At 44.7% G+C, this 24,068-nt stretch carries 20 protein-coding genes and 1 pseudogene; 16 read left to right on the forward strand and 5 right to left on the reverse strand.

Features of this window, described 5'->3' with window-relative positions:
- Nucleotides 1–76: 76 nt before the first annotated feature.
- Nucleotides 77–2,152 (reverse strand): methionine--tRNA ligase, encoded by a 2,076-nt coding sequence (gene metG, locus UQW94_RS12640; RefSeq protein WP_170893533.1) that lies wholly within the window; start codon nt 2,150–2,152, stop codon nt 77–79.
- A 162-nt stretch (nt 2,153–2,314) separates the two neighbouring features.
- Here metG and apbC point away from each other — a divergent pair, with 162 nt between their 5' ends.
- The 3 genes from apbC to UQW94_RS12655 all read left to right on the forward strand — a co-directional run bounded on the left by apbC (nt 2,315) and on the right by UQW94_RS12655 (nt 6,489).
- Nucleotides 2,315–3,391, forward strand: a complete 1,077-nt coding sequence (gene apbC, locus UQW94_RS12645; protein WP_138939567.1) for an iron-sulfur cluster carrier protein ApbC — start codon at nt 2,315–2,317, stop codon at nt 3,389–3,391.
- Nucleotides 3,392–3,571: 180 nt separating this feature from the next.
- Nucleotides 3,572–4,213, forward strand: coding sequence for a uridine kinase (gene udk, locus UQW94_RS12650; protein WP_005380833.1), 642 nt, complete (start codon nt 3,572–3,574; stop codon nt 4,211–4,213).
- Nucleotides 4,214–4,401: 188 nt separating this feature from the next.
- A complete protein-coding gene (locus tag UQW94_RS12655) occupies nt 4,402–6,489 on the forward strand; it encodes an AsmA family protein (protein WP_322142259.1) in 2,088 nt (695 codons plus the stop codon).
- A gap of 62 nt (nt 6,490–6,551) precedes the next feature.
- On the opposite strand, the gene cobO is transcribed toward UQW94_RS12655, so the two are convergent.
- Nucleotides 6,552–7,157, reverse strand: coding sequence for a cob(I)yrinic acid a,c-diamide adenosyltransferase (cobO, locus tag UQW94_RS12660; RefSeq protein ID WP_005380837.1), 606 nt, complete (start codon nt 7,155–7,157; stop codon nt 6,552–6,554).
- 117 nt (nt 7,158–7,274) lie between these two features.
- On the opposite strand from cobO, the gene UQW94_RS12665 reads away from it, so the two are divergent.
- Nucleotides 7,275–7,724: a low molecular weight protein-tyrosine-phosphatase gene (locus UQW94_RS12665; protein ID WP_033905751.1), complete on the forward strand. Its 450-nt coding sequence runs from the start codon at nt 7,275–7,277 to the stop codon at nt 7,722–7,724.
- Nucleotides 7,725–7,784: 60 nt separating this feature from the next.
- Here UQW94_RS12665 and UQW94_RS12670 read toward each other — a convergent pair whose 3' ends face one another.
- A complete protein-coding gene (locus tag UQW94_RS12670) occupies nt 7,785–9,344 on the reverse strand; it encodes a SulP family inorganic anion transporter (RefSeq protein WP_005380840.1) in 1,560 nt (519 codons plus the stop codon).
- Between the two features lie 332 nt (nt 9,345–9,676).
- Nucleotides 9,677–12,767 (reverse strand): annotated as a pseudogene (gene rne / locus UQW94_RS12675) (ribonuclease E).
- Nucleotides 12,768–13,406: 639 nt separating this feature from the next.
- On the opposite strand from rne, the gene rluC reads away from it, so the two are divergent.
- Complete coding sequence (gene rluC, locus UQW94_RS12680) at nt 13,407–14,351, forward strand: 23S rRNA pseudouridine(955/2504/2580) synthase RluC (RefSeq protein WP_021033985.1); 945 nt, start codon at nt 13,407–13,409, stop codon at nt 14,349–14,351.
- Between the two features lie 58 nt (nt 14,352–14,409).
- Here the strand turns inward: rluC and UQW94_RS12685 are convergent, their stop codons facing one another.
- Nucleotides 14,410–14,991 carry a Maf family protein gene (locus tag UQW94_RS12685; RefSeq protein WP_054729223.1) on the reverse strand — a complete coding sequence of 194 codons (582 nt, stop codon included), beginning with the start codon at nt 14,989–14,991 and terminating at the stop codon, nt 14,410–14,412.
- A gap of 149 nt (nt 14,992–15,140) precedes the next feature.
- On the opposite strand from UQW94_RS12685, the gene yceD reads away from it, so the two are divergent.
- The 11 genes from yceD to tmk all read left to right on the forward strand — a co-directional run bounded on the left by yceD (nt 15,141) and on the right by tmk (nt 24,055).
- Nucleotides 15,141–15,665, forward strand: a complete 525-nt coding sequence (yceD, locus tag UQW94_RS12690; protein WP_005387307.1) for a 23S rRNA accumulation protein YceD — start codon at nt 15,141–15,143, stop codon at nt 15,663–15,665.
- 59 nt (nt 15,666–15,724) lie between these two features.
- Nucleotides 15,725–15,895, forward strand: a complete 171-nt coding sequence (gene rpmF, locus UQW94_RS12695) for a 50S ribosomal protein L32 (protein ID WP_005396978.1) — start codon at nt 15,725–15,727, stop codon at nt 15,893–15,895.
- A 10-nt stretch (nt 15,896–15,905) separates the two neighbouring features.
- Nucleotides 15,906–16,931 (forward strand): phosphate acyltransferase PlsX, encoded by a 1,026-nt coding sequence (gene plsX / locus UQW94_RS12700; protein WP_017633846.1) that lies wholly within the window; start codon nt 15,906–15,908, stop codon nt 16,929–16,931.
- Between the two features lie 5 nt (nt 16,932–16,936).
- On the forward strand, nt 16,937–17,887 hold the full coding sequence (locus tag UQW94_RS12705) for a beta-ketoacyl-ACP synthase III (RefSeq protein WP_017821385.1): 951 nt from the start codon (nt 16,937–16,939) through the stop codon (nt 17,885–17,887).
- A gap of 75 nt (nt 17,888–17,962) precedes the next feature.
- Nucleotides 17,963–18,886 carry an ACP S-malonyltransferase gene (gene fabD / locus UQW94_RS12710; RefSeq protein ID WP_005387313.1) on the forward strand — a complete coding sequence of 308 codons (924 nt, stop codon included), beginning with the start codon at nt 17,963–17,965 and terminating at the stop codon, nt 18,884–18,886.
- Nucleotides 18,887–18,931: 45 nt separating this feature from the next.
- The gene (gene fabG, locus UQW94_RS12715) at nt 18,932–19,666 is read left to right on the forward strand and encodes a 3-oxoacyl-ACP reductase FabG (RefSeq protein WP_031781117.1); all 735 of its coding nucleotides are present in this window, start codon (nt 18,932–18,934) and stop codon (nt 19,664–19,666) included.
- 246 nt (nt 19,667–19,912) lie between these two features.
- Nucleotides 19,913–20,146, forward strand: coding sequence for an acyl carrier protein (gene acpP / locus UQW94_RS12720; RefSeq protein WP_225473360.1), 234 nt, complete (start codon nt 19,913–19,915; stop codon nt 20,144–20,146).
- A 93-nt stretch (nt 20,147–20,239) separates the two neighbouring features.
- Nucleotides 20,240–21,490, forward strand: coding sequence for a beta-ketoacyl-ACP synthase II (fabF, locus tag UQW94_RS12725; protein ID WP_033905745.1), 1,251 nt, complete (start codon nt 20,240–20,242; stop codon nt 21,488–21,490).
- Between the two features lie 107 nt (nt 21,491–21,597).
- Nucleotides 21,598–22,413 carry an aminodeoxychorismate lyase gene (gene pabC, locus UQW94_RS12730; RefSeq protein WP_104975488.1) on the forward strand — a complete coding sequence of 272 codons (816 nt, stop codon included), beginning with the start codon at nt 21,598–21,600 and terminating at the stop codon, nt 22,411–22,413.
- Nucleotides 22,410–23,426: an endolytic transglycosylase MltG gene (gene mltG / locus UQW94_RS12735; RefSeq protein WP_005372950.1), complete on the forward strand. Its 1,017-nt coding sequence runs from the start codon at nt 22,410–22,412 to the stop codon at nt 23,424–23,426. The genes pabC and mltG overlap by 4 nt, the downstream gene beginning before the upstream one ends.
- Nucleotides 23,423–24,055: a dTMP kinase gene (tmk, locus tag UQW94_RS12740; RefSeq protein WP_005387350.1), complete on the forward strand. Its 633-nt coding sequence runs from the start codon at nt 23,423–23,425 to the stop codon at nt 24,053–24,055. Before mltG ends, tmk begins: the two co-directional genes overlap by 4 nt.
- Nucleotides 24,056–24,068 lie beyond the last annotated feature (13 nt).

Here is a 24,068-nt window from a genome sequence, read left to right on the forward strand (position 1 = left end):
AAAAGTGTGAATTCAGTCAAAAAAAGTCCCCGCTGAACTGGCGAGGACTTTTTAAATTTGATTGTAAAGCTACAACTTACATTACGCGCATGCCAGGTTGAGCGCCTTCGTGTGGCTCAAGGATCCACAGGTCGCTACCACCAGGGCCTGCCGCAAGGATCATACCTTCAGACATACCAAACTTCATCTTACGAGGTTTTAGGTTTGCTACCATTACCGTTAGCTTGCCTTCTAGCTCTTCAGGTTTGTAAGCTGACTTGATGCCAGAGAATACCTGACGAGTTTCACCACCGATGTCCAATTGGAACTTAAGCAGTTTGTTGGCTTTTGGTACTTCTTCACAAGAGATGATACGAGCGATACGCATATCTACTGCAGCAAAAGCATCGAACTCAATCTCTTCAGCGATTGGTTCTTTGTCTAGCTCGGTTTGGCTAGCCTTGTTCTTTTCCGCTTCAGCTTTCTCTTTCGCCGCCATTTCTGCCGCCGCATCTTCTTTAGACGCTTCGATCATCGCTTCAACATTCTTCGGATCGATACGGTTGAACAGTGCTTTGAACTTAGTGATCTCGTGGCCTGTTAGTGGAGCAGCGATGTTTTCCCAAGTTAGCTCTTGGTTTAGGAACGCTTCAGTACGCGCAGCTAGCGATGGCATTACTGGTTTCAGGTAAGTCATCAGTACGCGGAACAGGTTGATACCGACAGAACAGATGTCTTGTAGTTCCTGATCTTTGCCTTCTTCTTTTGCTACAACCCACGGTGCTTTTTCATCAACGTATTGGTTAGCTTTGTCTGCCAATGCCGTGATTTCACGGATTGCACGACCAAACTCACGCGTTTCGTAAAGCTCAGCGATACGGTCAGCCGCAGCAACAAATTCGTTGTAAAGTTCAGGCTCTGCAAAGTTGTCAGACAGTTTGCCGTCAAAGCGTTTTGCTATGAAGCCAGCGTTACGCGAAGCTAGGTTAACAATCTTGTTTACTACGTCAGCGTTTACACGCTGAGTGAAGTCTTCAAGGTTAAGGTCTAGGTCGTCGATACGGCTGTTTAGTTTCGCAGCGTAGTAGTAACGTAGGCATTCCGGGTCTAGGTGCTCTAGGTACGTGCTCGCTTTAACGAAGGTACCTTTAGACTTCGACATCTTCGCGCCATTCACCGTTACGTAACCGTGGACGAATACGTTGTTAGGTTTGCGGAAGCCAGAACCTTCTAGCATTGCTGGCCAAAATAGGCTGTGGAAGTAAACGATGTCTTTACCGATGAAGTGGTACAGCTCTGCTGAGCTGTCTTTTTTCCAATACTCGTCGAAATCTAGGTCGTCGCGCTTGTCACATAGATTTTTGAAAGAGCCCATGTAGCCGATAGGCGCGTCTAGCCACACGTAGAAGAATTTGTTTTTCTCACCAGGGATCTCGAAGCCAAAGTATGGTGCGTCACGTGAGATATCCCATTGCTGCAAACCAGATTCGAACCATTCTTGCATTTTGTTCGCTGTTTCAGCTTGTAGCGAGCCAGAGCGAGTCCACTCTTTTAGCATGCTTTCAAACTGAGGTAGGTCGAAGAAGAAGTGCTCTGAATCTTTCATTACTGGCGTCGCACCAGAAACCGCAGATTTAGGATTGATCAGTTCTGTTGGGCTGTAAGTCTCACCACAGTTGTCACAGTTGTCACCGTACTGGTCTTCAGACTTACATTTTGGACAGGTACCTTTTACGAAACGGTCCGGTAAGAACATCTCTTTTTCTGGATCGAACAGCTGAGAGATAGTGCGGCTAGAGATAAAGCCATTTTTCTTCAACTCAAGATAAATGTGTGACGCTAGCTCACGGTTCTCATCTGAGTGTGTGCTGTGGTAGTTATCAAAGCTGATATCAAATCCAGCGAAGTCTTTTTGGTGCTCTTCGCTAACTGCGGCAATCATTTCTTCAGGAGTAATACCCATCTGTTGCGCTTTAAGCATGATTGGCGTGCCGTGAGCATCGTCAGCACAGATGAAGTTTACAGTGTTGCCGCGTAGGCGTTGGTAACGAACCCAAATGTCCGCTTGGATATGCTCAAGCATATGACCAAGGTGGATCGAACCGTTAGCGTACGGAAGGGCACAAGTTACCAGCATTTTCCTTGACGGAAAGTTTTTTGGATCGTTTGCCATACTTAATATTCGCTTTTCTTGATAGGTATAAATAAATTTTGATGGATAATACTACCCCATGAACTGACTAACTCCAAGGTGTCAAACTGCGGAATGCCTTAGTTTTTTTGGGGTTCTGGTTGAGCCTGGACGGTGGTAGCATGACATCTAAAAGGAGGGCTTATGCATCAGTTCACTTCAAAACAAGATTTTTGTCACTGGTTTAACCAATTCCAACATCCACAGTTGGTGGAAAACTGGGCAGATATTCATGGCGTAATTTCGATTACGACACAGGGTTCTATTGATATAACGTTGCCATTCGCAAGTAATGAGCTTCAAACCGTACTGCATGACTGGATCAAACAGCAGCAAGCCTCGGGTAAAGTGGCTGAATTCCCATTTAATATTCGCCTTGGAGTTAAAGCTTTAGAAACTCAAGTGGCTAACTCGGTTAAGGGTGTTAAGAACATCATTGCCGTCAGTTCTGCGAAAGGTGGCGTTGGTAAATCTACTACCGCAGTTAATTTAGCGTTGGCAATTGCTCAATCTGGGGCGAAAGTGGGATTGTTGGATGCAGATATCTATGGTCCGTCTGTACCTATGATGTTGGGGCAAGAAGATGCTAAACCAGAAGTTCGTGATGGCAAGTGGATGGAACCCATTTTTGCTCACGGCATCTATACTCATTCTATCGGTTATTTGGTGGATAAATCAGAAGCGGCGATATGGCGTGGTCCAATGGCTTCAAAAGCGTTGTCGCAGTTATTAACTGAAACAGATTGGCCAGATTTGGATTATTTGGTGATTGATATGCCGCCAGGTACGGGGGATATTCAATTGACTCTGTCACAACAAATTCCGGTAACAGGTAGCGTGCTAGTCACAACGCCGCAAGATTTAGCCCTTGCCGATGCAAGGAAGGGAGCGGCAATGTTTAACAAAGTCCATGTCCCGGTTATTGGTGTTGTGGAAAACATGAGTTATCACATTTGTAGTCAATGTGGCGCGAAAGAGCATATTTTTGGTATGGGCGGAGCTGAAAAAATGTCGCAAGAATTTGGCTTAGCATTGTTAGGACAAGTTCCGCTTCATATCTCTATGCGAGAAGATATTGACGCTGGCGTGCCAACAGTAGCAAGACGCCCAGAAAGTGAGCATGCAGGGTATTATAAGCAACTTGCCGATCGCGTATGTAGCACGATGTTTTGGCAAGGCAAAGCAAAACCAGATGCGATTAGCTTTACAATGGTGAACTAAGTTTACTATGCCTGTTGGTTGATAATTGCACATTTTAACGTTTGCTCGGAGGTTAATCCTCTGAGCAGGCAGAAACTTATGACTAAACCCTAATTCCAACTAGTAACTATGGGGTGAACTCCCTATAATCAGGCAGTTTATCTTTTTATGTGACTAGAAATCATCATCGGGTGCAAACTAATGTCTGATAATAATCAATGCGTCATCGTAGGTATTGCTGGCGCTTCTGCTTCTGGAAAAAGTCTGATCGCGAGCACTATTTATAATGAGCTTCGCGCGAAAGTAGGCGATCATCAAATCGGTGTCATCACGGAAGATTGCTACTACAACGACCAAAGCCACCTAAGCATGGAAGAGCGAGTAAAGACGAACTACGATCACCCGAGTGCGTTGGACCACGACCTACTGTGTGAGCACCTAGAAAAATTGGTACGTGGTGAAGCAGTAGAAGTGCCTGAGTACAGCTACACTGAGCACACAAGAACAATTAACACCACCACAATGACACCTAAAAAGGTGATCATTCTAGAAGGTATCCTTCTTCTTACAGACCCTCGTCTTCGTGATTTGATGCATGCGACAGTATTTATGGACACACCGTTAGATATTTGCTTGCTTCGCCGTGTTAAGCGTGATGTGGAAGAACGAGGCCGAACTATGGAGTCTGTTCTTAAGCAATACCAACAAACAGTACGTCCGATGTTCATGCAGTTTATCGAACCTTCTAAGCAATATGCGGACATTATTGTTCCTCGCGGTGGTAAAAACCGTATCGCAATTGATGTATTAAAAGCTCACATTGCAAGACTTTTGAAAGCTTAAGCCTATAGACGGCTATATCGCTTTATTTTTAAGAGAAGAAGTGGCACCTTAAGTGCCACTTCTTTTTTTGTTTTTAAATTAGTCAGTTGCAGGTTAAAACCAGACACTTTTCACGCTTTTGTGGAACTGTCAGCGGTAAATGGAGTCTGCGCTTATAATTGTAAAAACACTCGAGCAAGGAAAAACAAATGAAGAAACTGCTCTTAATTCTAGCAATACCGATTGTGGTCATTTTGGTCGCAATTTTAACGTTAACCATCTTCGTCAATCCGAATCAGTTTAAACCCCTTATTGTTGAGCAAGCGCAAAAGCAAACGGGATTAGAGTTGGTGATTGAAGGGGATATCAGTTGGCAATTTTTCCCATCGATTGGCTTTGAGTTGGGACATACAGAATTGCGAAACCCACAAGGCTTTAGTAAACCCAATTTATTCAAAGTTGATACCGTTGGTGTAGACATCTCTGTTATGCCACTTTTTAGTCAGCAGCTTGAAATTGGAAACGTCACGCTTGATGGTGCTGAGTTCTACATTGAAACCAAGAAAGATGGCAGCAAGAATATTGATGCATTGACGAAAGCCCAAACACAACAAGCAGAACAAGAGAGCAATGCTGCGCCTACGCAAAATGGTGAAACGCAAACTTCTGGTTCTGATTGGAGTATTAATCTTGCTGGCGTTACGGTTTCTAACGGTTCATTAGAAATGCAGGATAAGCAAGCCGGTAGTTACACCAAACTTTATGATATTTCATTAAACCTTTCCGAATTCGCTTTTGACAACTGGACAACGGCTGATTTTGGCGTGAAGGGCGAAATGAACGACCAAAAGTTCACCGCGAAAGGTCAGGCAGACTTTAAGCTAGAAAAAGGTTTGGCAAACTACGCGCTAAAGAACATCAACTTTGATGCGACATACTCTGACCCTGCCAATAAAATTGAATCGGCAACGATCGGTTTAGACACGTTTGAATTCGATAAAGTAAATAACCTGACTTATGCCATTAAGGGTGACACTGGTGGTATGAAGTTAGATATGCAGGGTGCTGGTCAACTTAGCGTGGACAAGGCTATCAGCAAAGTACAGTTGGATAAGTTAACTCTTAAATCGACTTTTGAGGGTGATGCCTTACCTCAGTCCCAGATGAAAGTCGACATGGTGTCTGATCTGTCTTTCGACCTAACGAAAAACCATCTGAGTTTTGTTCTAGAGAAGTTAACAGCGAATGCTATCGCCCTAGATGGTAAGGCAGATGTGACACTCGGTGATATTCCTAAAGTACGCTTTGCTCTCCATAGCCCCAATATCGATCTTGATGAGTTCTTAGGGTTAGATAAGCAAGCTGCCGAAGGTAATAAGCCTGCTTCTGGTGGCGAGAGTGCTCCTGCCGGACCTGAGGTTGAGCCTGATTTGTCTGCGTTGAAAGCGTTAGATGTAAAGGGTGACATTACCATCGACAAATTCAAAGCGGCAAATGCGAAGATGGAAGCGGTAAAAACGAGCTTCACTGTAAATCGTGGCGTGTTTGAGCTTACATCATTTAGTTCGAAGTTGTACCAAGGCTCAATCTCAGCGACAGCGAAGTTAGATGCACGCCAATCACCAGCGACTTACAGCGTTAAAAAGTCAATCAAAGGCGTGAAAGTTCAACCGCTACTTATAGACGTTGCTGAAAACGACAAACTTGAAGGGACAGGTAACATTGATGTGAATGTTACAGGTAAGAGTCTCACGCCTACCGGTATCAAGAAGAATCTATCTGGTACGGTTGTTATCAATTTTGCTGACGGTGCGGTGAATGGCATCAACGTTGCTCAGTTGATTCGTGAAAACTATGCGAAATTTAAAGGGCAAAAAGTTGAAGGCACCAATGAAGCTAAGAAAACAGACTTCAGTGCGATGACGGCGACATTGAAACTCAACAAAGGTGTAGTATCAACGGATAATATGCAAGCTCAGTCTCCATTGTTACGTGTTCGTGGTAAAGGTACCGCAAACTACATCAATGAAACAGTCGACTTTACTATCAGCACGTCAGTTGTAGGCAGCCTAGAAGGCCAGGGCGGTAAAGATATAGATGAGCTGAAAGACATCACGATTCCAATCAATGTGTCTGGTAAGTGGGCAGATCCTAAATTCAAGCTCGTATTCGATGATGTTCTGAAGCAGAAAGCTCAAAAAGAAATCGATCGTGGCGTAGAGAAGCTAACGGACAAAATCAAAGACGAGAAAACCAAAGATGCGGTCGATGGTTTATTGAAGAATCTTTTCAACTAACCGTGCGTGAAAATCAAAAGGGTTGGCATTTTGCCAACCCTTTTTAAATTACTCTGCGAGTGTTACCAATCGACGCCTTTGAGGGCTTTTACGCCAGATTCAAATGCGTGCTTTACATTTTTCACTTCAGAAACGGTATCGGCCATTTCAATCAGGGTTCGATGTGCGCCACGCCCAGTAATAATAACCGACTGCATTTTAGGTCTGTTGCTCAGTGCTTCGACCACTTCGTCTAAGTCGATGTAGCCGTAGCTCACCATATAAGTTAGCTCGTCAAACAAGATGACATCGATAGAGTCGTCTTGCAGCATGCGCTTACATTCTTGCCATACGCCTTGCGCTGCTTCGGTATCAGCGGCTTTGTTTTGAGTTTCCCACGTAAAGCCGGTTGCCATTACTTGGAATTCAACGCCGAGTTTCTCAAGTAGGTTGCGCTCACCGTTGTCCCAAGTACCTTTAATAAACTGCGCGACAGCACAATTCAAACCATGACCCACTGCGCGTGCGATCGTACCGAATCCTGATGTCGATTTACCTTTACCATTTCCGGTAATGATCAGTAGCAGACCTTTTTCCTCTTGAGCAGCAGCGATTTTTGCGTCTACCTGTTCTTTGACTTTTTGTTGGCGAGCTTTATGGCGTGCTTCTTTATTTTCTTCGATAGACATAATACTTCCTCAATTCCTTTTCGTGCTGTGCCCAAGCTAATTTGGGTTCATTGATTTATCTCGCTATGATAGACCAACATATCGTGAAGAAAAACCACCGATAATTCAGGGAATAAAATGAAGAAAATACTTGTTGTTTGTATGGGAAACATTTGTCGGTCACCAACTGGAGAGGCAGTGTTAAGAGTGAAAGCTCAAAAGCTAGGCGTTGAAGTAGAGGTTGAGTCGGCAGGTACAATTGGCTACCACGCAGGAAACCGACCGGATTCAAGAGCGATGGCAGCAGGAAAGCAGCGAGGCTATTCTTTTAAAGGAATGCAAGCGCGCCAAGTCACCATTGATGACTTTGAAAAGTTTGACCTTATATTAGCCGCAGATAAAGCAAATTTGGCCGATTTATTGGATATTTGTCCGTTGAAGTATCGACACAAAGTATCGTTATTTTTAAGTCATTCTGAGTCAGTTTACGACGAAGTCCCGGACCCATATTATGGTGGGGAAGATGGCTTTGAACTGGTGCTTGATTTAATCGAAGAGGCATCAGACGCAATTTTGAAGAAGCTATAATCGCCGTGCTTGAAGACAATAGAAAAAGGGATGAGCTCAGCTCATCCCTTTTTATTCGTGTTAACCCGCTAGTATGTCGGTTGCGACTTTGTAGCTTGGGTCTTCCTTCACGTTAATTTCAACCAAGCTGCCAGCTTTGTCCAAAAGTTTACGACAATCTGGGCTTAGGTGACGAAGGTGTAGCGTTTTACCTTGAGCATTGTAACGCTCAGCCAGTGTTTCAATGGCTTCAATTGCAGAGTGATCTGTCACGCGAGAGTCTGCAAAATCGACAATCACATCTTTTGGATCTTCAGGCGCGTTAAACAACTCCAGGAAGTTAGCCGCAGAGCCAAAGAAAATAGGGCCGTGAATCTTGTACTCTTTTGAACCTTCCTCGTTTAAGCACGTGTCGGCATAGATGTGCTTAGCGTGTTGCCATGCAAACATTAATGCAGAAACGATAACACCAACCGCTACGGCAACAGCAAGGTCAGTAAGAACAGTAACAACGGTCACAAGAACAATAACGAAGAAGTCTTGCTTCGGTACGCGGCGTGCTAGCTTAAATGTTGCCCATTCGAATGTACCAATGACAACCATGAACATCACACCAACCAGAGCAGCGAGTGGGATCATTTCAATTAGCGAAGAAGCGAATAAGATAAACATCAATAGAGCGATAGCCGCAACGATACCAGATAGACGGCCGCGACCACCTGAGTTTACGTTGATCATCGACTGACCAATCATCGCACAACCACCCATTGCGCCAAACACAGAACACGTCATGTTTGCCATACCTTGACCGATACATTCGCGGTTAGATTGACCACGAGTATTCGTCATCTCATCTAAAACTGTCAGTGTTAGTAGAGATTCAATTAGACCAATGGCCGCGAGAATGATCGCGTATGGAAGAATGATTTGTAGTGTCTCTAGTGTAAATGGTACCGCAGGAATAGAGAAGGTTGGTAGTGAACCTGCGAGTGTTGCAGCTTCATCACCAGACATTGTACGCAGGAAGTCAACAACAGTGCGAGTTTCCAGATCCAAGCCAACCACTAAAGCCGTCACCGTTACGATCGCAACAAGTGAAGAGGGTACAGCTGTTGTGATTTTTGGTAGAAAGTGAATGATTGCCATAGTCAGCGCAACCAAACCAAGCATTAGCAGCATCTGGTCTTGTGGTAGCCAAGTAAGCATGCCGTTGATGTCTGGCGCTTTAAACTGACCCAACTGAGCTAGGAAGATAACAATAGCCAGACCGTTCACAAAACCGATCATCACAGGGTGAGGTACGATACGGATGAACTTACCCAATTTAAACATACCAGCGGCAATTTGAAGAATACCAGCGAGCATGATGGCTGCGAATAGGTACTGGACACCGTGAGTCGCGACAAGCGAAACCATTACGACTGCCATGGCACCTGTTGCACCAGAGATCATGCCAGGACGACCACCGAAAATGGAAGTAATAAGACCAACGATGAATGCAGCGTAAAGACCGACCATCGGATCTACGCCTGCGACGAACGCAAATGCGACAGCTTCAGGAACCAATGCTAGCGCAACGGTTAAGCCTGATAGCACATCATTTTTTACGGAGTGCTTAGAAAATTGGGGAAATTCGAACATGTTTGTTTTTAAGTTCTCTTTGCAATGAGTTAAACCCGACACATATTCGTATTTGCACAAGCCACTGGAAGGTTGAATTTTAATCAAACATTGCAGTGTAAACCGTAGTATTAAAAGAGCAGCATCAGAATGGTGTCGAAAACTTGAGTCGGCGCATGCTACCGAAAAGTGTGATTAAGTTCAAGAATGATACGAATAATGGCGTACAAATGTGATCACGAATTGGTATTTATATGAACAATTTTTTGGGCAAATATGAAGATAAAAAAGGCTACCAGATGGTAGCCTTTAATTTATTTATGCCGTTAAGCAGTTGAACGTAATGATTTAGCCTAGTTAAAGTTAGGCTTTGTCATCTCTGCCGATGCACGGTTTTTAGCCACTTGGCTACCAGCACCTTTAGCTTGGTAACGTTCGGTTTTGAACGGTGCTGCTGCAACCGTGATTTCGCGTAGCTCTTGAGGGCCAGGTGCTTTTGTCATCGGTGCGCTAGCGTTTAGCTTAGCCGCAACTTTAATGGCTTCGACTTTAGGCTCTGGTTTATCTACTGGCGCTTCGGCCGCAATCTCTTTTTCTGCTTCAACGATAGGCTCTTCAGCAGGTGCCGTTTCTACAATGGCATCAACCGGTTCAGCATGTTCAGTTACAGGAGTTTCAACGATAGGCTCTACCGAGGCTGTTTCTATTACTGCTGATTCAGCTTTTTCTGTGATTACTGTTTCCACAGCAGGTGCTTCCACAACGGGTGCTTCTACTACTGGAGCTTCCACTTTCGCTTCAACGGTTTCTTGAACCTTGTGTTCAACAACTGGCGCATCTGTTACGACAGGCTGCTCGCGACGAATAATCACTTTACCCATTGCCATTTCTGGACACGCAAAGCCACCTTGGATTGTAGGTACTGCTGCTACAGCTTCTTCCTTAACTCGCTCTTCCTTCTTAGGTGCTGGTTTCGGAATGTAACGTGGCATTACTTTACCCATAGCCATTTCAGGAGAAGCGACACCTCCCTTACGTAGGCGGAACGGGTTAGGGCGGCGATCACGGCCACGGCGACGACGCTGGCCGCTTGCACGCAGGTGACGTGGCGAACGACGATTACGACGTTGCTTAGACTCTGCTTGCTTGTTGTCTTGCTGTGCCTCTACCGCTGCTTCTGTTGGCTTTTCAACTTTAGCTTCAACCGTTTCTTGAGTCTTAACCGCTGTTTCTTCGGCTTTCTTCTCAATAGCTTCTTGGTCCTTAACGCGTACAGACTTGTTCAATTTGCGACGTTGGCGGCGCTCTTTCACTTTTTCTGCTTTCGCATTTTGCTGCTTCGGTTTGCTCTCTTCTGGTTTTGTTTCAGTACGAGCTTCCGCTGCTAGCTGCAGACCTTTTTCCGCTACTTTTGCGTTTGCTTTCTGCTCTTGGGCTTTATCTGCCTGTTGAGCTTTAGGTTTACGCTTTTGGTTACGGTTTTGCGGTTTATTTGTTTGTTGTTGAGCTTCGTTTTGCTCATTAGCCTGCTCATCACGAGGCTTACGACGACGTCGGTTATCGCGATTGTCGCGGTTATCACGATTATCGCGCTGGTTGTTATTGCGACGACGATCGTTACGATCACGTTTGTTACGTCGATTATCGCGATTTGGTTTTTTCTCTTCCTGAGGTTTCTGTTCTTCTTTTGTTTCTTCAGAACCACCGAATAGGAAGCTACCAAGTGCTTTAAACAGACGGCTGAACAATCCAGGTTTCTCTTCTTGTTCAACGTTTTGTTCTTTCTTCTTCGCCTCAGGAGCTGGTTTAGCTGCTGGTGCAGGTGCGGTTTGAGACGGAGCCGCAAAGCCTTTAAGAACTGGCTCTTCAATTCGTTTTGGTTTTACGTCAACTTCCGCTGGCTCTTTACCTTCCGCTTCTTTCATTGCTTCCAGTTTTTTAGGAAGTAGGTAAGAAATCAGAATCGAACTCTTCACCTTCACGAACACGGATAACTTCGAAGTGCGGCGTTTCCATGTCAGAGTTTGGAACAACCGTAATCTTCACTTCTTGAATGCGTTCGATATGGTTAACTGAACGACGTTTTTCGTTCAACAAGTAAGAAGCGATTGGCACAGGTACAACTGCGAGAACTTGCGCTGTATTGTCTTTCAGTGCTTCCTCTTCGATTAAACGAAGTACAGAAAGTGCTAGAGATTCGTTGTCGCGAACGACTCCAGTACCGCTACAGCGAGGACAGATGTGGTGGCTTGCTTCTGCTAGAGAAGGGCTTAAACGTTGACGTGACATCTCCAACAAACCAAAGCGAGAAATACGACCGATTTGTACACGAGCGCGATCAAGACGAACGGCTTCACGTAGACGGTTTTCTACTTCTCGTTGGTGGCGAACAGGTGTCATATCGATAAAGTCGATAACCACTAAGCCACCCAAGTCACGTAGACGTAACTGGCGAGCAATTTCGTCGGCTGCTTCTAGGTTCGTGTTTAGGGCTGTTTCTTCAATATCACCGCCCTTGGTTGCACGAGCAGAGTTGATATCGATAGACGTTAGTGCTTCAGTCGGGTCAATAACAATAGAACCGCCAGATGGCAGACGCACTTCACGTTGGAAAGCCGATTCAATTTGGCTTTCGATTTGGTAGTGGCTGAATAGTGGAACTTCGCCTTCATATTTCTTAACGCGGTTAAGGAAATCAGGGCGCACCAATTGAATGTGCTCTTTTGCACGTTCGTAGATGGTGTTGCTATCAATTAAGATTTCGCCAATATCACGACGCAAATAGTCACGGATTGCACGAACGATAACGTTACTTTCTTGGTGGATTAAGAATGGAGCAGGGTTAGAGTCCGCTGCACCTTTGATTGCACCCCAGTGGTTAAGTAGTACATTCAAATCCCACTCAAGCTCTTCAGCACTCTTGCCAACGCCAGCAGTACGTACGATTAGGCCCATGCCCTGAGGCAGTTCCAAAGTACTTAATGCGGCTTTTAGTTGAGTACGCTCGTCACCTTCGATTCGACGAGAAATACCGCCAGCACGAGGGTTGTTAGGCATCAGAACAAGGTAACTACCAGCAAGAGAAATGAAAGTAGTAAGAGCTGCGCCCTTGCTTCCACGTTCTTCTTTTTCCACTTGAACGATAACTTCTTGGCCTTCCGTTAGCACTTCTTTGATGCTTGGACGACCTTGGTAGGTGTAACCTTCAGGGAAATATTCGCGGGCAATTTCTTTGAGAGGGAGGAAACCGTGACGCTCGGCGCCGTAATCAACAAATGCGGCTTCTAAGCTTGGTTCGATACGTGTGATACGTCCTTTGTAGATATTCGCTTTTTTAGATTCATGACCTGGACTCTCGATATCAAGATCGAAAAGTCGCTGGCCATCAACCAGAGCGACACGCAACTCTTCTTTTTGAGTTGCGTTAATTAACATTCTTTTCATTGAAAATTCTCGTTGTCTTTTCTTTTATATCTTTCTTGTCGACTTGCCACTGTTTTTTCGCTCTTTCACGGTGCCTGATCCCATGGCTTGTATTTTGCAGCCTCCCGGCTGGAAGGGGATGCTCTCGGGCACTTCAGTCATCACAAGCCTCTTGTGGTTTCTGTTGGAAACGTAGACTTGTGACCCGCTATTTGGGCGGTAGGTACTCAACGTGAATATGCGAGGAGTAGGGTGGCAAGAGTGTTGAATTCGATGTGTCTCACGCCAATGCTGCACTCGACCTTCAACGATCTACTCACATTGCTTGAGGATAAATGATTGGTAATGAATAAAATGTAACCAAACCTTCCTTAGCAGCTGTGAACTATAGCAGTGCGCGTGGCTATCAGCAATCTGCTTTCACGCAAACGATAGAAAATTTGCCGCTAAACTCAAAATTTCTATTTTATAACTGGCTGTTTCATAAGCAATTGAGATGTGCAAACTGTTCAAGACAGAAAACAAATTGAGAACTTGATTGAGAGTTTTAATAATTTAAACAAAAGCTTGGCGAAATTTAGACCAGTATGTGCCACCGAGTGTTTCTTTTACGACAAGAATAATGTGAAGTCGCACGAAATTGAGTTTACAATACGGCTCATGAACGAAATAAGAACAAAAGTCCAGTTCGTCGACATTGACGAAGATATGGCGGGTCAGCGCATTGATAATTTTTTGCGCAACCAATTAAAAGACATTCCTAAAAGCATGATTTACAGAATTGTGCGTAAGGGCGAAGTGCGCGTAAATAAAAAGCGTATAAAAGCAGAGTACAAGTTAAAAGCAGGCGATCTCGTTCGTATTCCACCGGTTACCGTCGAGAAAAAAGATGACGATGTCGCACCAAGTACGAAACTTAACAAAGTCGCTGAGTTGGAAAATATGATTATCTTCGAAGATGATCATATGTTGATTCTAAACAAACCATCTGGCACCGCTGTGCATGGTGGCAGTGGTTTAAAGTTTGGTGCGATTGAAGCGCTTAGGGCTCTGCGACCTCAAGCTCGCTTTCTTGAACTTGTGCATCGTATTGACCGTGATACTTCAGGGATTTTGCTGGTTGCTAAGAAGCGTTCTGCACTTCGTCACTTGCAAGCCCAGTTTCGTGAAAAGACAGTAAAGAAGTTTTACTTAGCTCTTGTCATGGGGCAATGGAAAAGCAGTTGTAAGGTTGTGAACGCGCCACTGCTCAAAAACGAAGTGAACAGTATTGTTCGTGTTAACCCTAATGGTAAGCCGTCAGAAACGCGTTTTAAGATTTTGGAAAAGTTCGAACAAGCTACATTGATTCAGGCGAGTCCGATTACTGGTCGAACTCACCAAATCCGAGTTCATACGCAATACACTGGTCACCCAATCGCTTGGGATGATCGCTACGGTGATCGTCGCTTTGATGCTTATACAGGTCAAGTTGGTTTAGATCGTTTGTTCCTACACGCGGCAAACATCAAGTTCCAACACCCATCAAATGATGAGTGGATGGAAATCAACGCACCGATGGAACCGAAACTAGAAAAAGTGTTGGCGGGTTTAAGAAACGCGTAACCATGTTTTCCTCGCGGATGCAAAAGGGAGCCTGTGGCTCCCTTTTATCGTATTTGGGTTAAAGGACATCGAGTCCTTGAACATGCAACATATCAATCAAATCAATCAATGGTAGTCCGACAAGTGTGTTCGGGTCTTTACCAACTAATTTCGTAAACAAACAAATTCCCATGCCTTCGCTTTTAAAGCTGCCTGCGCAGTAAAAAGGTTCTTCCCTGTCGACGTAGCGTTCGATTTGTTCAAGCGTTAAATCTCTAAAGTGCACCTCGAAAGAATCAAAGCCGACTTCTGTATGGTTTGTGACGGTGTTATGTACCGCAAGACCAGTATAGAAAGTGATGACTTTTCCACTTTGAGCCAAAAGTTGATTTATCGCGTTATCTCTATTTAAAGGCTTGCCAACGATTTCACCATTAATGACACAAACTTGGTCACTGCCGATAACTAAACTTGCTTTATCCGTCTGGCAAGATATTGCTTTTTCTTGGGCCAGTCTCTGCACAAGTTCAGTTGGCGTTTCTTGGTCAAAAGGTGTTTCATCGCAATCAGGTGGTAAACAAACGAATGGTAGTGAGAGCTTTTCAAGCAGTTGTTTACGAAAAGGGGAAGTTGAGGCTAAAACCAGTTGGTAATTTTTCATTTTGAATTACAATTCGTGGGAGCATTTCCAATAGGATAATCGATCAAAAATGATTCTGGCTAATGCTCTGTATGTTAAGCGTAAAAAAGTACAACTTTTTTGCCTTTTTCTTTGACTAATTTTGATTTGGAAGATAATATTCGCGCCCTATGCAAAAGGTAAAAATACCGCGAACGGTTGACCCAGCTAAAGCTGCACAGAAACGATTGGATTACGATGGCATCATCCAAGCTAGTCTTTTCAAGCGCTTAGTGGAAACAACTGAAGGCGTAAAACGCGACGCAGAAGTCTCATTGTCATTTGGGATGGATGAACAGCGACTCGTTGTTATCTCTGGTAAAGCTAACATCGAAGTCGATTTAGAGTGTCAGCGTTGTAATGAGGTATTCGCACATGAGTGCGAAGTTGAATTCCTTTCTACTCCTTACTACGGTGAGAAAACAGAACAGGAAGCACCAGAAATTTATGATTTGGTAGATCTAAATGAATATGGTGAATTAGACCTCATACAACTTGTTGAAGACGAGTTCATCTTAGCATTACCTCAAATTGCGATGCACGATGAAGCGGATTGTAGCGTTGATTCAAATAACATGGTTTTTGGTGAGATTCCTGAAGAAATTGAGGAAGAAAAACCGAATCCATTCGACGTTTTGAAAAGTCTGAAAAAGTAATAGGTGTGGTAGCCGATTCTTCTTCAGGTTTTTAACCCAATAGTATAGGAGTAGGGTCAATGGCCGTACAGAAAAACCGTAAAACTCGTTCTAAGCGCGGTATGCGTCGTTCACACGATGCGCTAACTACAGCTGCTCTATCTGTAGACGCGACTTCTGGTGAAACTCACCTACGCCACAATGTAACTGCTGAAGGTTACTACCGTGGTCAAAAGGTTATCAACAAGTAAGGTTGAACCTTTGCAAAGTATTACCGTTGCACTTGATGCAATGGGCGGGGATTTCGGTCCACGCGTAACAGTGCCTGCCGCCGTGCAGGCACTGTCTCATTTCCCAGAGCTAAAAGTGATTCTTATTGGTGATCAATCTCTGATCACGTCTCAATTATCTCAACTCGGTACCTCGACCAGTTCCCGCTTGACTATTCTTCACAGCGAGAAAGTTATCTCGAACTCAGAAAAACCTTCATTGGCGTTACGTAATAGCCAAAATAGTTCTATGCGTATGGCTATCGATTTGGTTTCTGAGCAGAAAGCGGATGCTTGTGTTAGTGGTGGCAACACCGGTGCATTAATGGCACTATCGCGTTTCATTCTTAAGTTACTTCCTGGCATTGAACGTCCTGCTTTAGTTTCCGCTTTACCGACGATTACCGGAAAGCGCACTTGGATGCTAGATCTGGGGGCGAATGTATCGTGCGATGCTGATAGCTTGTTCCAATTTGCTGTAATGGGCAGTGCATTAGCTGAAGAACACTTGGGTCGTCCTCCTCGCGTTGCTGTACTCAATATTGGCGCAGAAGAGATTAAAGGTAACGATTTAGTCAAACGTTGCGCAGAAATGCTTTCTCAGACCGATGCGATTAACTTTGTCGGTTATATTGAAGGTAATCAAATTTTGCATGATGTTGCTGACGTCATTGTTTGTGATGGATTTGTCGGCAACGTATGCTTAAAAGCCAGTGAGGGAACAGCTCAACTTTTTATCGAAAAAATTAAAACCAGCATAATGGCATCAACGATAAAGGGTTGGATAGCTAGAAAGTTGTTTTCTAGGCTGTTTAATGAACTAAAAACACTGAACCCCGACCAGTATAACGGCGCAAGTTTGCTAGGATTGCGCGGCATTGTCATAAAAAGCCATGGAAGTGCGGATGTATCTGCGATTGTCAATGCACTTGGCGAGGCAGTACACGAGGTCAAACGACAAGTACCAAGCCGTATTAGCGATCGTTTGGAAGCGGTTTTACTCGAGAGGCATTATTAGTCTTCATGTATAGCAAAATTTTAGGTACTGGCAGCTACCTGCCATCTCAGGTGCGTACAAACGCAGATCTAGAGAAAATGGTAGATACAAGTGATGAGTGGATCGTTGCTCGCACGGGTATTAAAGAGCGTCGAATTGCTGCAGAAAACGAAACTGTAGCAGACATGGCATTCTACGCAGCTGAAAACGCTATCGATATGGCGGGTATTGATAAAAACGATATCGACCTGATTATCGTAGCCACAACGAGCAGTAGCCATACTTTCCCTTCATCTGCGTGTCAGGTGCAGGCAAAGCTTGGCATTAAAGGTTGTCCAGCTTTTGACTTAGCCGCTGCTTGTTCTGGTTTTGTGTACGCATTATCTGTTGCAGACCAACATATCAAATCTGGTATGTGCAAAAACGTACTTGTGATTGGTTCAGATGCTTTGTCTAAAACGTGTGATCCGACAGACCGTTCAACCATTATTCTATTTGGTGATGGTGCCGGAGCCGTTGTCGTAGGCGCTAGCCAAGAGCCTGGCATTATCTCTACCCACATATACTCGGATGGTCAATTCGGAGAGCTTCTAAGCCTACCTGTACCTGTGCGGGGGCAAGATGCGGATAAATGGCTTCATATGGCTGGGAACGAAGTATTCAAAGTCGCTGTCACTCAGCTATCGAAACTAGTAAAAGATACGCTTGAAGCCAACAACATGCATAAGTCTGAACTAGACTGGCTAGTGCCGCACCAAGCGAACTACCGCATTATTTCAGCGACAGCGAAGAAACTTTCGATGTCACTAGACCAAGTCGTGATTACACTTGATAAACACGGCAACACATCAGCTGCGACGGTGCCAACAGCACTAGATGAAGCGGTACGTGATGGTCGTATTAAACGCGGTCAAACTCTGCTTCTTGAAGCGTTTGGCGGCGGATTCACTTGGGGCTCGGCCCTTGTGAAGTTCTAAGTTTCACAAGAATTCAAAATTTAAGGTGCACTTGGTGCATCTTATTTCTTTTTACTTTGCTTAAAGGAAAACAACATGAGCAAGTTTGCTATCGTATTTCCAGGTCAAGGTTCTCAAGCTGTAGGTATGCTTGCAGAACTAGGCGAACAATATGACGTAGTAAAACAAACATTTGCAGAAGCATCTGACGCACTAGGTTACGATCTATGGGCGCTTGTTCAAAATGGACCTGCAGAAGATTTAAACGAGACTTTCCGTACTCAACCAGCTTTGCTAGCTTCATCTGTTGCAATCTGGCGTGTATGGCAGGAACTTGGCTTAGAGCAACCAGCAAACCTAGCCGGTCACAGCCTAGGTGAGTATTCAGCACTTGTATGTGCGGGTGTTATTGACTTTAAAGAAGCCATCAAGCTGGTTGAATTACGTGGTCAACTTATGCAAGAAGCAGTACCAGCTGGTACTGGCGCAATGTACGCGATTATCGGTTTGGCTGATGATGCGATTGCAAAAGCGTGTGAAGACGCAGCGCAAGGCGAAGTGGTCTCTCCAGTAAACTTTAACTCGCCTGGTCAAGTCGTTATCGCTGGTAGCAAAGACGCAGTAGAGCGAGCTGGTGCGCTATGTAAAGAAGCCGGTGCGAAGCGTGCGCTTCCTCTTCCTGTTTCAGTACCTTCACACTGTGCACTTATGAAGCCAGCAGCGGAAAAACTTGCTGTAGCTCTTGAGTCTATCGAATTTAACTCACCACAGCTGCCAGTTATCAACAACGTTGATGTGGTTGCTGAGACAGATCCTGCAAAAATCAAAGATGCGCTTGTTCGTCAGCTACATAGCCCAGTTCGTTGGACTGAAACAGTTGAACTGATGCACGAACAAGGCGTAGAAAATCTTCTTGAGCTTGGCCCTGGTAAAGTTTTAACAGGTCTAACAAAACGTATCGTGAAAACGCTAACTGCAGCAGCAGTGAATGATATCGCATCGCTAGACGCTGCGAAGTAATCCATCAAGCGATAAATTTGCGATAAGAAAAGGAAACACAACATGATGAATCTAGAAGGTAAGATCGCGCTAGTTACCGGCGCAAGCCGTGGTATTGGCCGCGCGATCGCGGAACTTCTTGTCGAGCGAGGTGCTACGGTTATCGGTACTGCTACTTCTGAAAGTGGTGCGGCTGCTATCAGCGAGTATCTTGGTGATAACGGTAAAGGTCTAGCTCTTAACGTGACCGATGTCGAGTCTATCGAAGCGACACTAAAAACGATCAACGAAGAATTTGGTGTGATCGATATTCTGGTGAATAACGCTGGTATTACTCGTGACAACCTATTGATGCGTATGAAAGATGATGAGTGGAACGACATCATCGATACCAACCTAACGCCTATCTACCGCATGTCTAAAGCGGTTTTACGCGGCATGATGAAAAAACGTGCGGGTCGTATCATCAACGTAGGCTCTGTTGTTGGTACCATGGGTAACGCAGGTCAAACTAACTACGCAGCAGCGAAAGCGGGCGTGATTGGTTTTACTAAATCAATGGCTCGTGAAGTTGCGTCTCGTGGTGTAACAGTGAATACTGTTGCTCCTGGTTTCATCGAAACTGACATGACTAAGGCACTAAATGATGACCAACGTGCGGCAACTTTGTCGAACGTGCCAGCAGGTCGTTTAGGTGACCCACGTGAAATTGCATCAGCAGTAGTTTTCCTTGCTTCTCCTGAAGCAGCGTACATTACTGGTGAAACTTTGCATGTAAATGGTGGTATGTACATGGTTTAATGCGACAGTTTATGCAAAATAAGCTATTTTACATTGTGAAAAATAGCCTATAGTTGCAGTTAACTGTCATGAACTTGTCATGCTTATGCGCAAGATTTGTGCATGATTTAAGTCAAAAATGTATTGAAATTCGGTTAAATTCGCTAATTTTGTGGTTTGACCAGCAAGGACCCCCTTGCAACTTTCAATAGTTCGAATAAACTACGGAATCATCGCATTAGGCGAAATCTGTAAAGGAAAAGAAAAATGAGCAACATCGAAGAACGCGTAAAGAAAATCATTATTGAACAGCTAGGTGTAGACGAAGCAGAAGTTAAAAACGAAGCTTCTTTCGTTGATGATCTAGGTGCTGATTCTCTAGACACTGTAGAACTAGTTATGGCTCTAGAAGAGGAATTCGACACTGAGATTCCTGACGAAGAAGCTGAGAAGATCACTACTGTTCAAGCTGCAATCGACTACGTAAACAGCGCTCAGTAATTAGCTCTCCCAGGCGGTCTCCTAGACCGCCTGTGTTCTTTCTAACTTCTTCTATCCTCTCATAGAAATATTCAATTCCCGGAGAATTATATCGTGTCCAAGCGTCGTGTAGTTGTCACTGGCATGGGTATGTTGTCACCGGTAGGCAACACAGTAGAATCATCTTGGAAAGCCCTGCTAGAAGGTCAAAGTGGTATCGTAAATATCGAGCACTTTGATACTACGAACTTCTCAACTCGTTTTGCAGGTCTTGTTAAAGATTTCGATTGCACAGAGTACATGTCTAAAAAAGATGCTCGTAAGATGGACCTTTTCATCCAGTACGGCATTGCAGCGGGTATTCAAGCTCTTGATAACTCTGGCTTACAAATTACCGAAGAAAATGCGGCTCGAGTTGGTGTTGCTATCGGCTCAGGCATTGGCGGTCTTGACCTTATCGAAACTGGCCATACTGCATTAGTAGACAAAGGCCCTCGCAAAGTTAGCCCATTTTTTGTTCCTTCGACCATTGTAAACATGGTTGCAGGTAACCTATCTATCATGCGTGGTCTTCGTGGTCCAAATATCGCGATTTCTACCGCATGTACTACTGGCCTGCATAATATCGGCCATGCAGCACGTATGATTGCCTACGGCGATGCAGATGCGATGGTTGCTGGTGGTGCAGAAAAAGCTTCTACGCCTCTTGGCATGGCTGGCTTCGGTGCAGCTAAAGCGCTATCTACTCGTAATGACGAGCCTCAAAAAGCGTCTCGCCCATGGGATAAAGGCCGTGATGGTTTTGTTCTAGGTGATGGTGCTGGCATGATGGTGCTTGAAGAGTACGAACACGCGAAAGCACGTGGCGCGAAGATTTACGCAGAACTGGTTGGTTTTGGTATGTCTGGTGATGCTTACCACATGACATCTCCAAGCGAAGACGGCTCTGGTGGTGCACTTGCGATGGAAGCGGCGATGCGTGATGCTAACATCACAGGTACTCAAGTAGGTTATGTGAATGCTCACGGTACTTCTACTCCAGCTGGTGATGTTGCAGAAATCAAAGGCGTGAAACGTGCTCTTGGTGAAGAAGGTGCGAAGCAAGTTCTTGTGTCTTCAACTAAGTCGATGACGGGTCACCTATTAGGTGCTGCTGGCTCTGTTGAAGCAATTATCACGGTTATGTCTTTGGTTGACCAAATTGTTCCGCCAACCATTAACCTTGATGATCCAGAAGAAGGTCTAGACATCGACCTTGTGCCGCATACAGCGCGCAAAGTTGAAGGTATGGAGTACGCTATCTGTAACTCGTTTGGCTTTGGTGGTACAAACGGTTCTTTGATCTTTAAGAAGTTCGCTGAGTAACGCTATCTAACCTAATTTAGATAAGCGAAACTTGTATTCTAACGGCTCGATGCTTAGCATTGAGCCGTTTTGTTTTATTTGTTGTCTGCTAATTTGAAGGTACGTGAATGTTTTGGGTAAATGGAGTTCCGCAAACGCATGTAGAGCTAGGTGATCGCTCATTCCAATACGGTGATGGAGGCTTTACCACCATCCTGACCCAAAATGGAGAGTTGGTTTACTGGCAAGAACATACTGAGCGCATGAGTGCTTGCCTTGACGCTTTGAAGATCTCTTCACCTGACTGGAAAGTTGTGCATGATTGGGCAAGCAAAGCGGTATTATCTGACGCACGAGCGGGGGTGAAGATTCACGTTAGCCGCGGTATTGGCGGGCGAGGGTATAGCCCTAATGGGATTGAAGGCCCTATCGTGACAATTTCCAATTTTGCGTTTCCTTCTCATTATTCATCTTGGCAAGAACAAGGTGTGGACTTGGGCGTTTGTAATACTCGTCTAGGGATTCAACCTTTACTTGCTGGACATAAGCACAACAACCGTTTAGAGCAGATTCTCGCCAAGGCTGAAATCGACAATACAGAGTTTGCAGATGCAATAACGTTAAATGTGCAAAACCATGTCATTGAAACTACAATGGCCAACCTTTTTTGGGTTAAAGGTAATAAAGTATTTACGCCGGAGCTGACCTTATCAGGCGTTACGGGCGTAATGCGTCGTAAGGTGCTTGAGTTACTTAAAGTAAGTCATATTGAAGTCATCGAGGGGCGTTTTATACTTCCAGATTTGCTGAGTGCAGACGAGGCTTTCATGTGTAACTCAATATTAGGTGTCGCACCTATTCGCAGCATAGTGACATCGAACTCTAAGACTATATTTCCGATAGGAAAATTGACTCAACGACTGCAAGGGAATTTAACTACGTGATTAAAAAACTGTTGGCTTTTGTTGTGCTGATCGCAGTGATAGGCGCAGCAGCTGTTTTTTATATAATTTCACAGGCTAAACAATACGTTGAAAAGCCTATTCTATTGGAACAACCTCAGCTGTTTACTGTAGAAAGTGGTACAAGCTTTCATCATGTCATGCGCGCTTTAGTTGAAGATGAGGTGATTGAAACATCGGAGTACATCCGTTTAATTCCTCACTTATACCCAGAATTGTTGCAAGTGCGAGCGGGTACTTACCAACTAGAGCCTGGTATGTCGCTTTCGCAAACATTGGAGCATCTGAATACTGGAAAAGAATACCAGTTTGCGATCACTTTTGTTGAAGGCAGCCGCTTTTCTGAATGGGTAGATCAACTAAAAAGTGCTCCTTATTTAAAGCATGATTTAACCGATCTTTCAGAAAAAGAAATGGCTGCGAAGCTCGGAATTGAGAGAGAAAAGCTAGAAGGGTTGTTTTTAGCAGAAACCTACCATTACACAGCGGGTGCGAGTGAAAGCCAGTTATTAAAACGAGCGCATCGAAAACTCAATAAAATACTGGACGCTAGCTGGGAAGCTCGTCAAGAAAAGCTGCCATTACAGGATAAATATGAAGCCTTGATTCTCGCGTCTATCATCGAGAAAGAGACGGCTATTGATTCTGAGCGTGAGCGCGTCGCTTCTGTGTTTATCAACCGATTGAACAAACGTATGCGGTTACAAACTGATCCGACAGTTATTTATGGTATGGGTGACGCCTACGATGGCAACATTCGTAAGAAAGATTTGCGTACGCCGACACCATATAACACCTATACCATCAATGGTTTGCCACCAACACCGATTGCGATGGCTGGTGAAGCTTCCATTGAAGCGGCTTTGAATCCAGAAAGCAGCAACTATTTATATTTTGTAGCAAGTGGAAAGGGCGGACATGTATTCTCGAAATCCCTTGCTGAGCACAACCGTGCTGTTCGTGCCTATTTAAGAGAACTAAGAAAGAACAAATGATGAAAGCAAACTTTATTGTCGTTGAAGGCCTAGAAGGCGCGGGTAAAAGCACTGCGATTAAAACCGTTTTAGATACGCTAAAAGCGGCCGGTATTGAGGATATCGTAAATACCCGTGAGCCAGGAGGCACACCGCTAGCAGAAAAAATGCGCGCTCTGGTGAAAGAAGAGCACGAAGGCGAAGAACTTAAGGACATGACGGAGTTGCTTCTTCTGTACGCTGCACGTGTTCAGTTGGTTGAGAACGTGATCAAACCAGCTTTGGAAAACGGTCAGTGGGTGGTTGGTGACCGACACGATATGTCGTCGCAAGCTTATCAAGGTGGTGGCCGTCAGATTGACGCATCGTTAATGAAAAATCTCCGGGATACAACGCTTGGTGATTTTAAACCTGCTCTCACTCTCTATATGGATATTGACCCTCGTGTTGGGCTTGAGCGTGCACGTGGGCGTGGTGAGTTAGATCGTATAGAGAAGATGGATATTAGTTTCTTCGAGCGTACACGCGAGCGTTATTTGGAGATTGCTCATGCCGATCCTTCCATCGTTATCATTAACGCAGAACAGACGATTGAAGGCGTGTCGCGTGATATTCGGGACGCTCTAAACGAGTGGCTAGCTCGTCAATAAGTGAAACGTAAAT

Origin of the sequence: Vibrio sp. PBL-C16 (assembly GCF_034321865.1) — a bacterium.
GTDB classification, from domain to species: domain Bacteria; phylum Pseudomonadota; class Gammaproteobacteria; order Enterobacterales; family Vibrionaceae; genus Vibrio; species Vibrio alginolyticus.

What these genes read in the sequence shown, in the direction of transcription:
- tmk (WP_005387350.1), top strand. Translation starts at nt 23,423, where the DNA reads ATGATGAAAGCAAACTTTATTGTCGTTGAAGGCCTAGAAGGCGCGGGT.
- udk (WP_005380833.1), top strand. Translation starts at nt 3,572, where the DNA reads ATGTCTGATAATAATCAATGCGTCATCGTAGGTATTGCTGGCGCTTCT.
- UQW94_RS12685 (WP_054729223.1), bottom strand. Translation starts at nt 14,991, where the DNA reads ATGAAAAATTACCAACTGGTTTTAGCCTCAACTTCCCCTTTTCGTAAA.
- rpmF (WP_005396978.1), top strand. Translation starts at nt 15,725, where the DNA reads ATGGCCGTACAGAAAAACCGTAAAACTCGTTCTAAGCGCGGTATGCGT.
- cobO (WP_005380837.1), bottom strand. Translation starts at nt 7,157, where the DNA reads ATGTCTATCGAAGAAAATAAAGAAGCACGCCATAAAGCTCGCCAACAA.
- fabG (WP_031781117.1), top strand. Translation starts at nt 18,932, where the DNA reads ATGAATCTAGAAGGTAAGATCGCGCTAGTTACCGGCGCAAGCCGTGGT.
- metG (WP_170893533.1), bottom strand. Translation starts at nt 2,152, where the DNA reads ATGGCAAACGATCCAAAAAACTTTCCGTCAAGGAAAATGCTGGTAACT.
- pabC (WP_104975488.1), top strand. Translation starts at nt 21,598, where the DNA reads ATGTTTTGGGTAAATGGAGTTCCGCAAACGCATGTAGAGCTAGGTGAT.
- rluC (WP_021033985.1), top strand. Translation starts at nt 13,407, where the DNA reads ATGAACGAAATAAGAACAAAAGTCCAGTTCGTCGACATTGACGAAGAT.
- UQW94_RS12655 (WP_322142259.1), top strand. Translation starts at nt 4,402, where the DNA reads ATGAAGAAACTGCTCTTAATTCTAGCAATACCGATTGTGGTCATTTTG.
- acpP (WP_225473360.1), top strand. Translation starts at nt 19,913, where the DNA reads ATGAGCAACATCGAAGAACGCGTAAAGAAAATCATTATTGAACAGCTA.
- UQW94_RS12665 (WP_033905751.1), top strand. Translation starts at nt 7,275, where the DNA reads ATGAAGAAAATACTTGTTGTTTGTATGGGAAACATTTGTCGGTCACCA.
- apbC (WP_138939567.1), top strand. Translation starts at nt 2,315, where the DNA reads ATGCATCAGTTCACTTCAAAACAAGATTTTTGTCACTGGTTTAACCAA.
- fabD (WP_005387313.1), top strand. Translation starts at nt 17,963, where the DNA reads ATGAGCAAGTTTGCTATCGTATTTCCAGGTCAAGGTTCTCAAGCTGTA.
- UQW94_RS12705 (WP_017821385.1), top strand. Translation starts at nt 16,937, where the DNA reads ATGTATAGCAAAATTTTAGGTACTGGCAGCTACCTGCCATCTCAGGTG.
- UQW94_RS12670 (WP_005380840.1), bottom strand. Translation starts at nt 9,344, where the DNA reads ATGTTCGAATTTCCCCAATTTTCTAAGCACTCCGTAAAAAATGATGTG.
- yceD (WP_005387307.1), top strand. Translation starts at nt 15,141, where the DNA reads ATGCAAAAGGTAAAAATACCGCGAACGGTTGACCCAGCTAAAGCTGCA.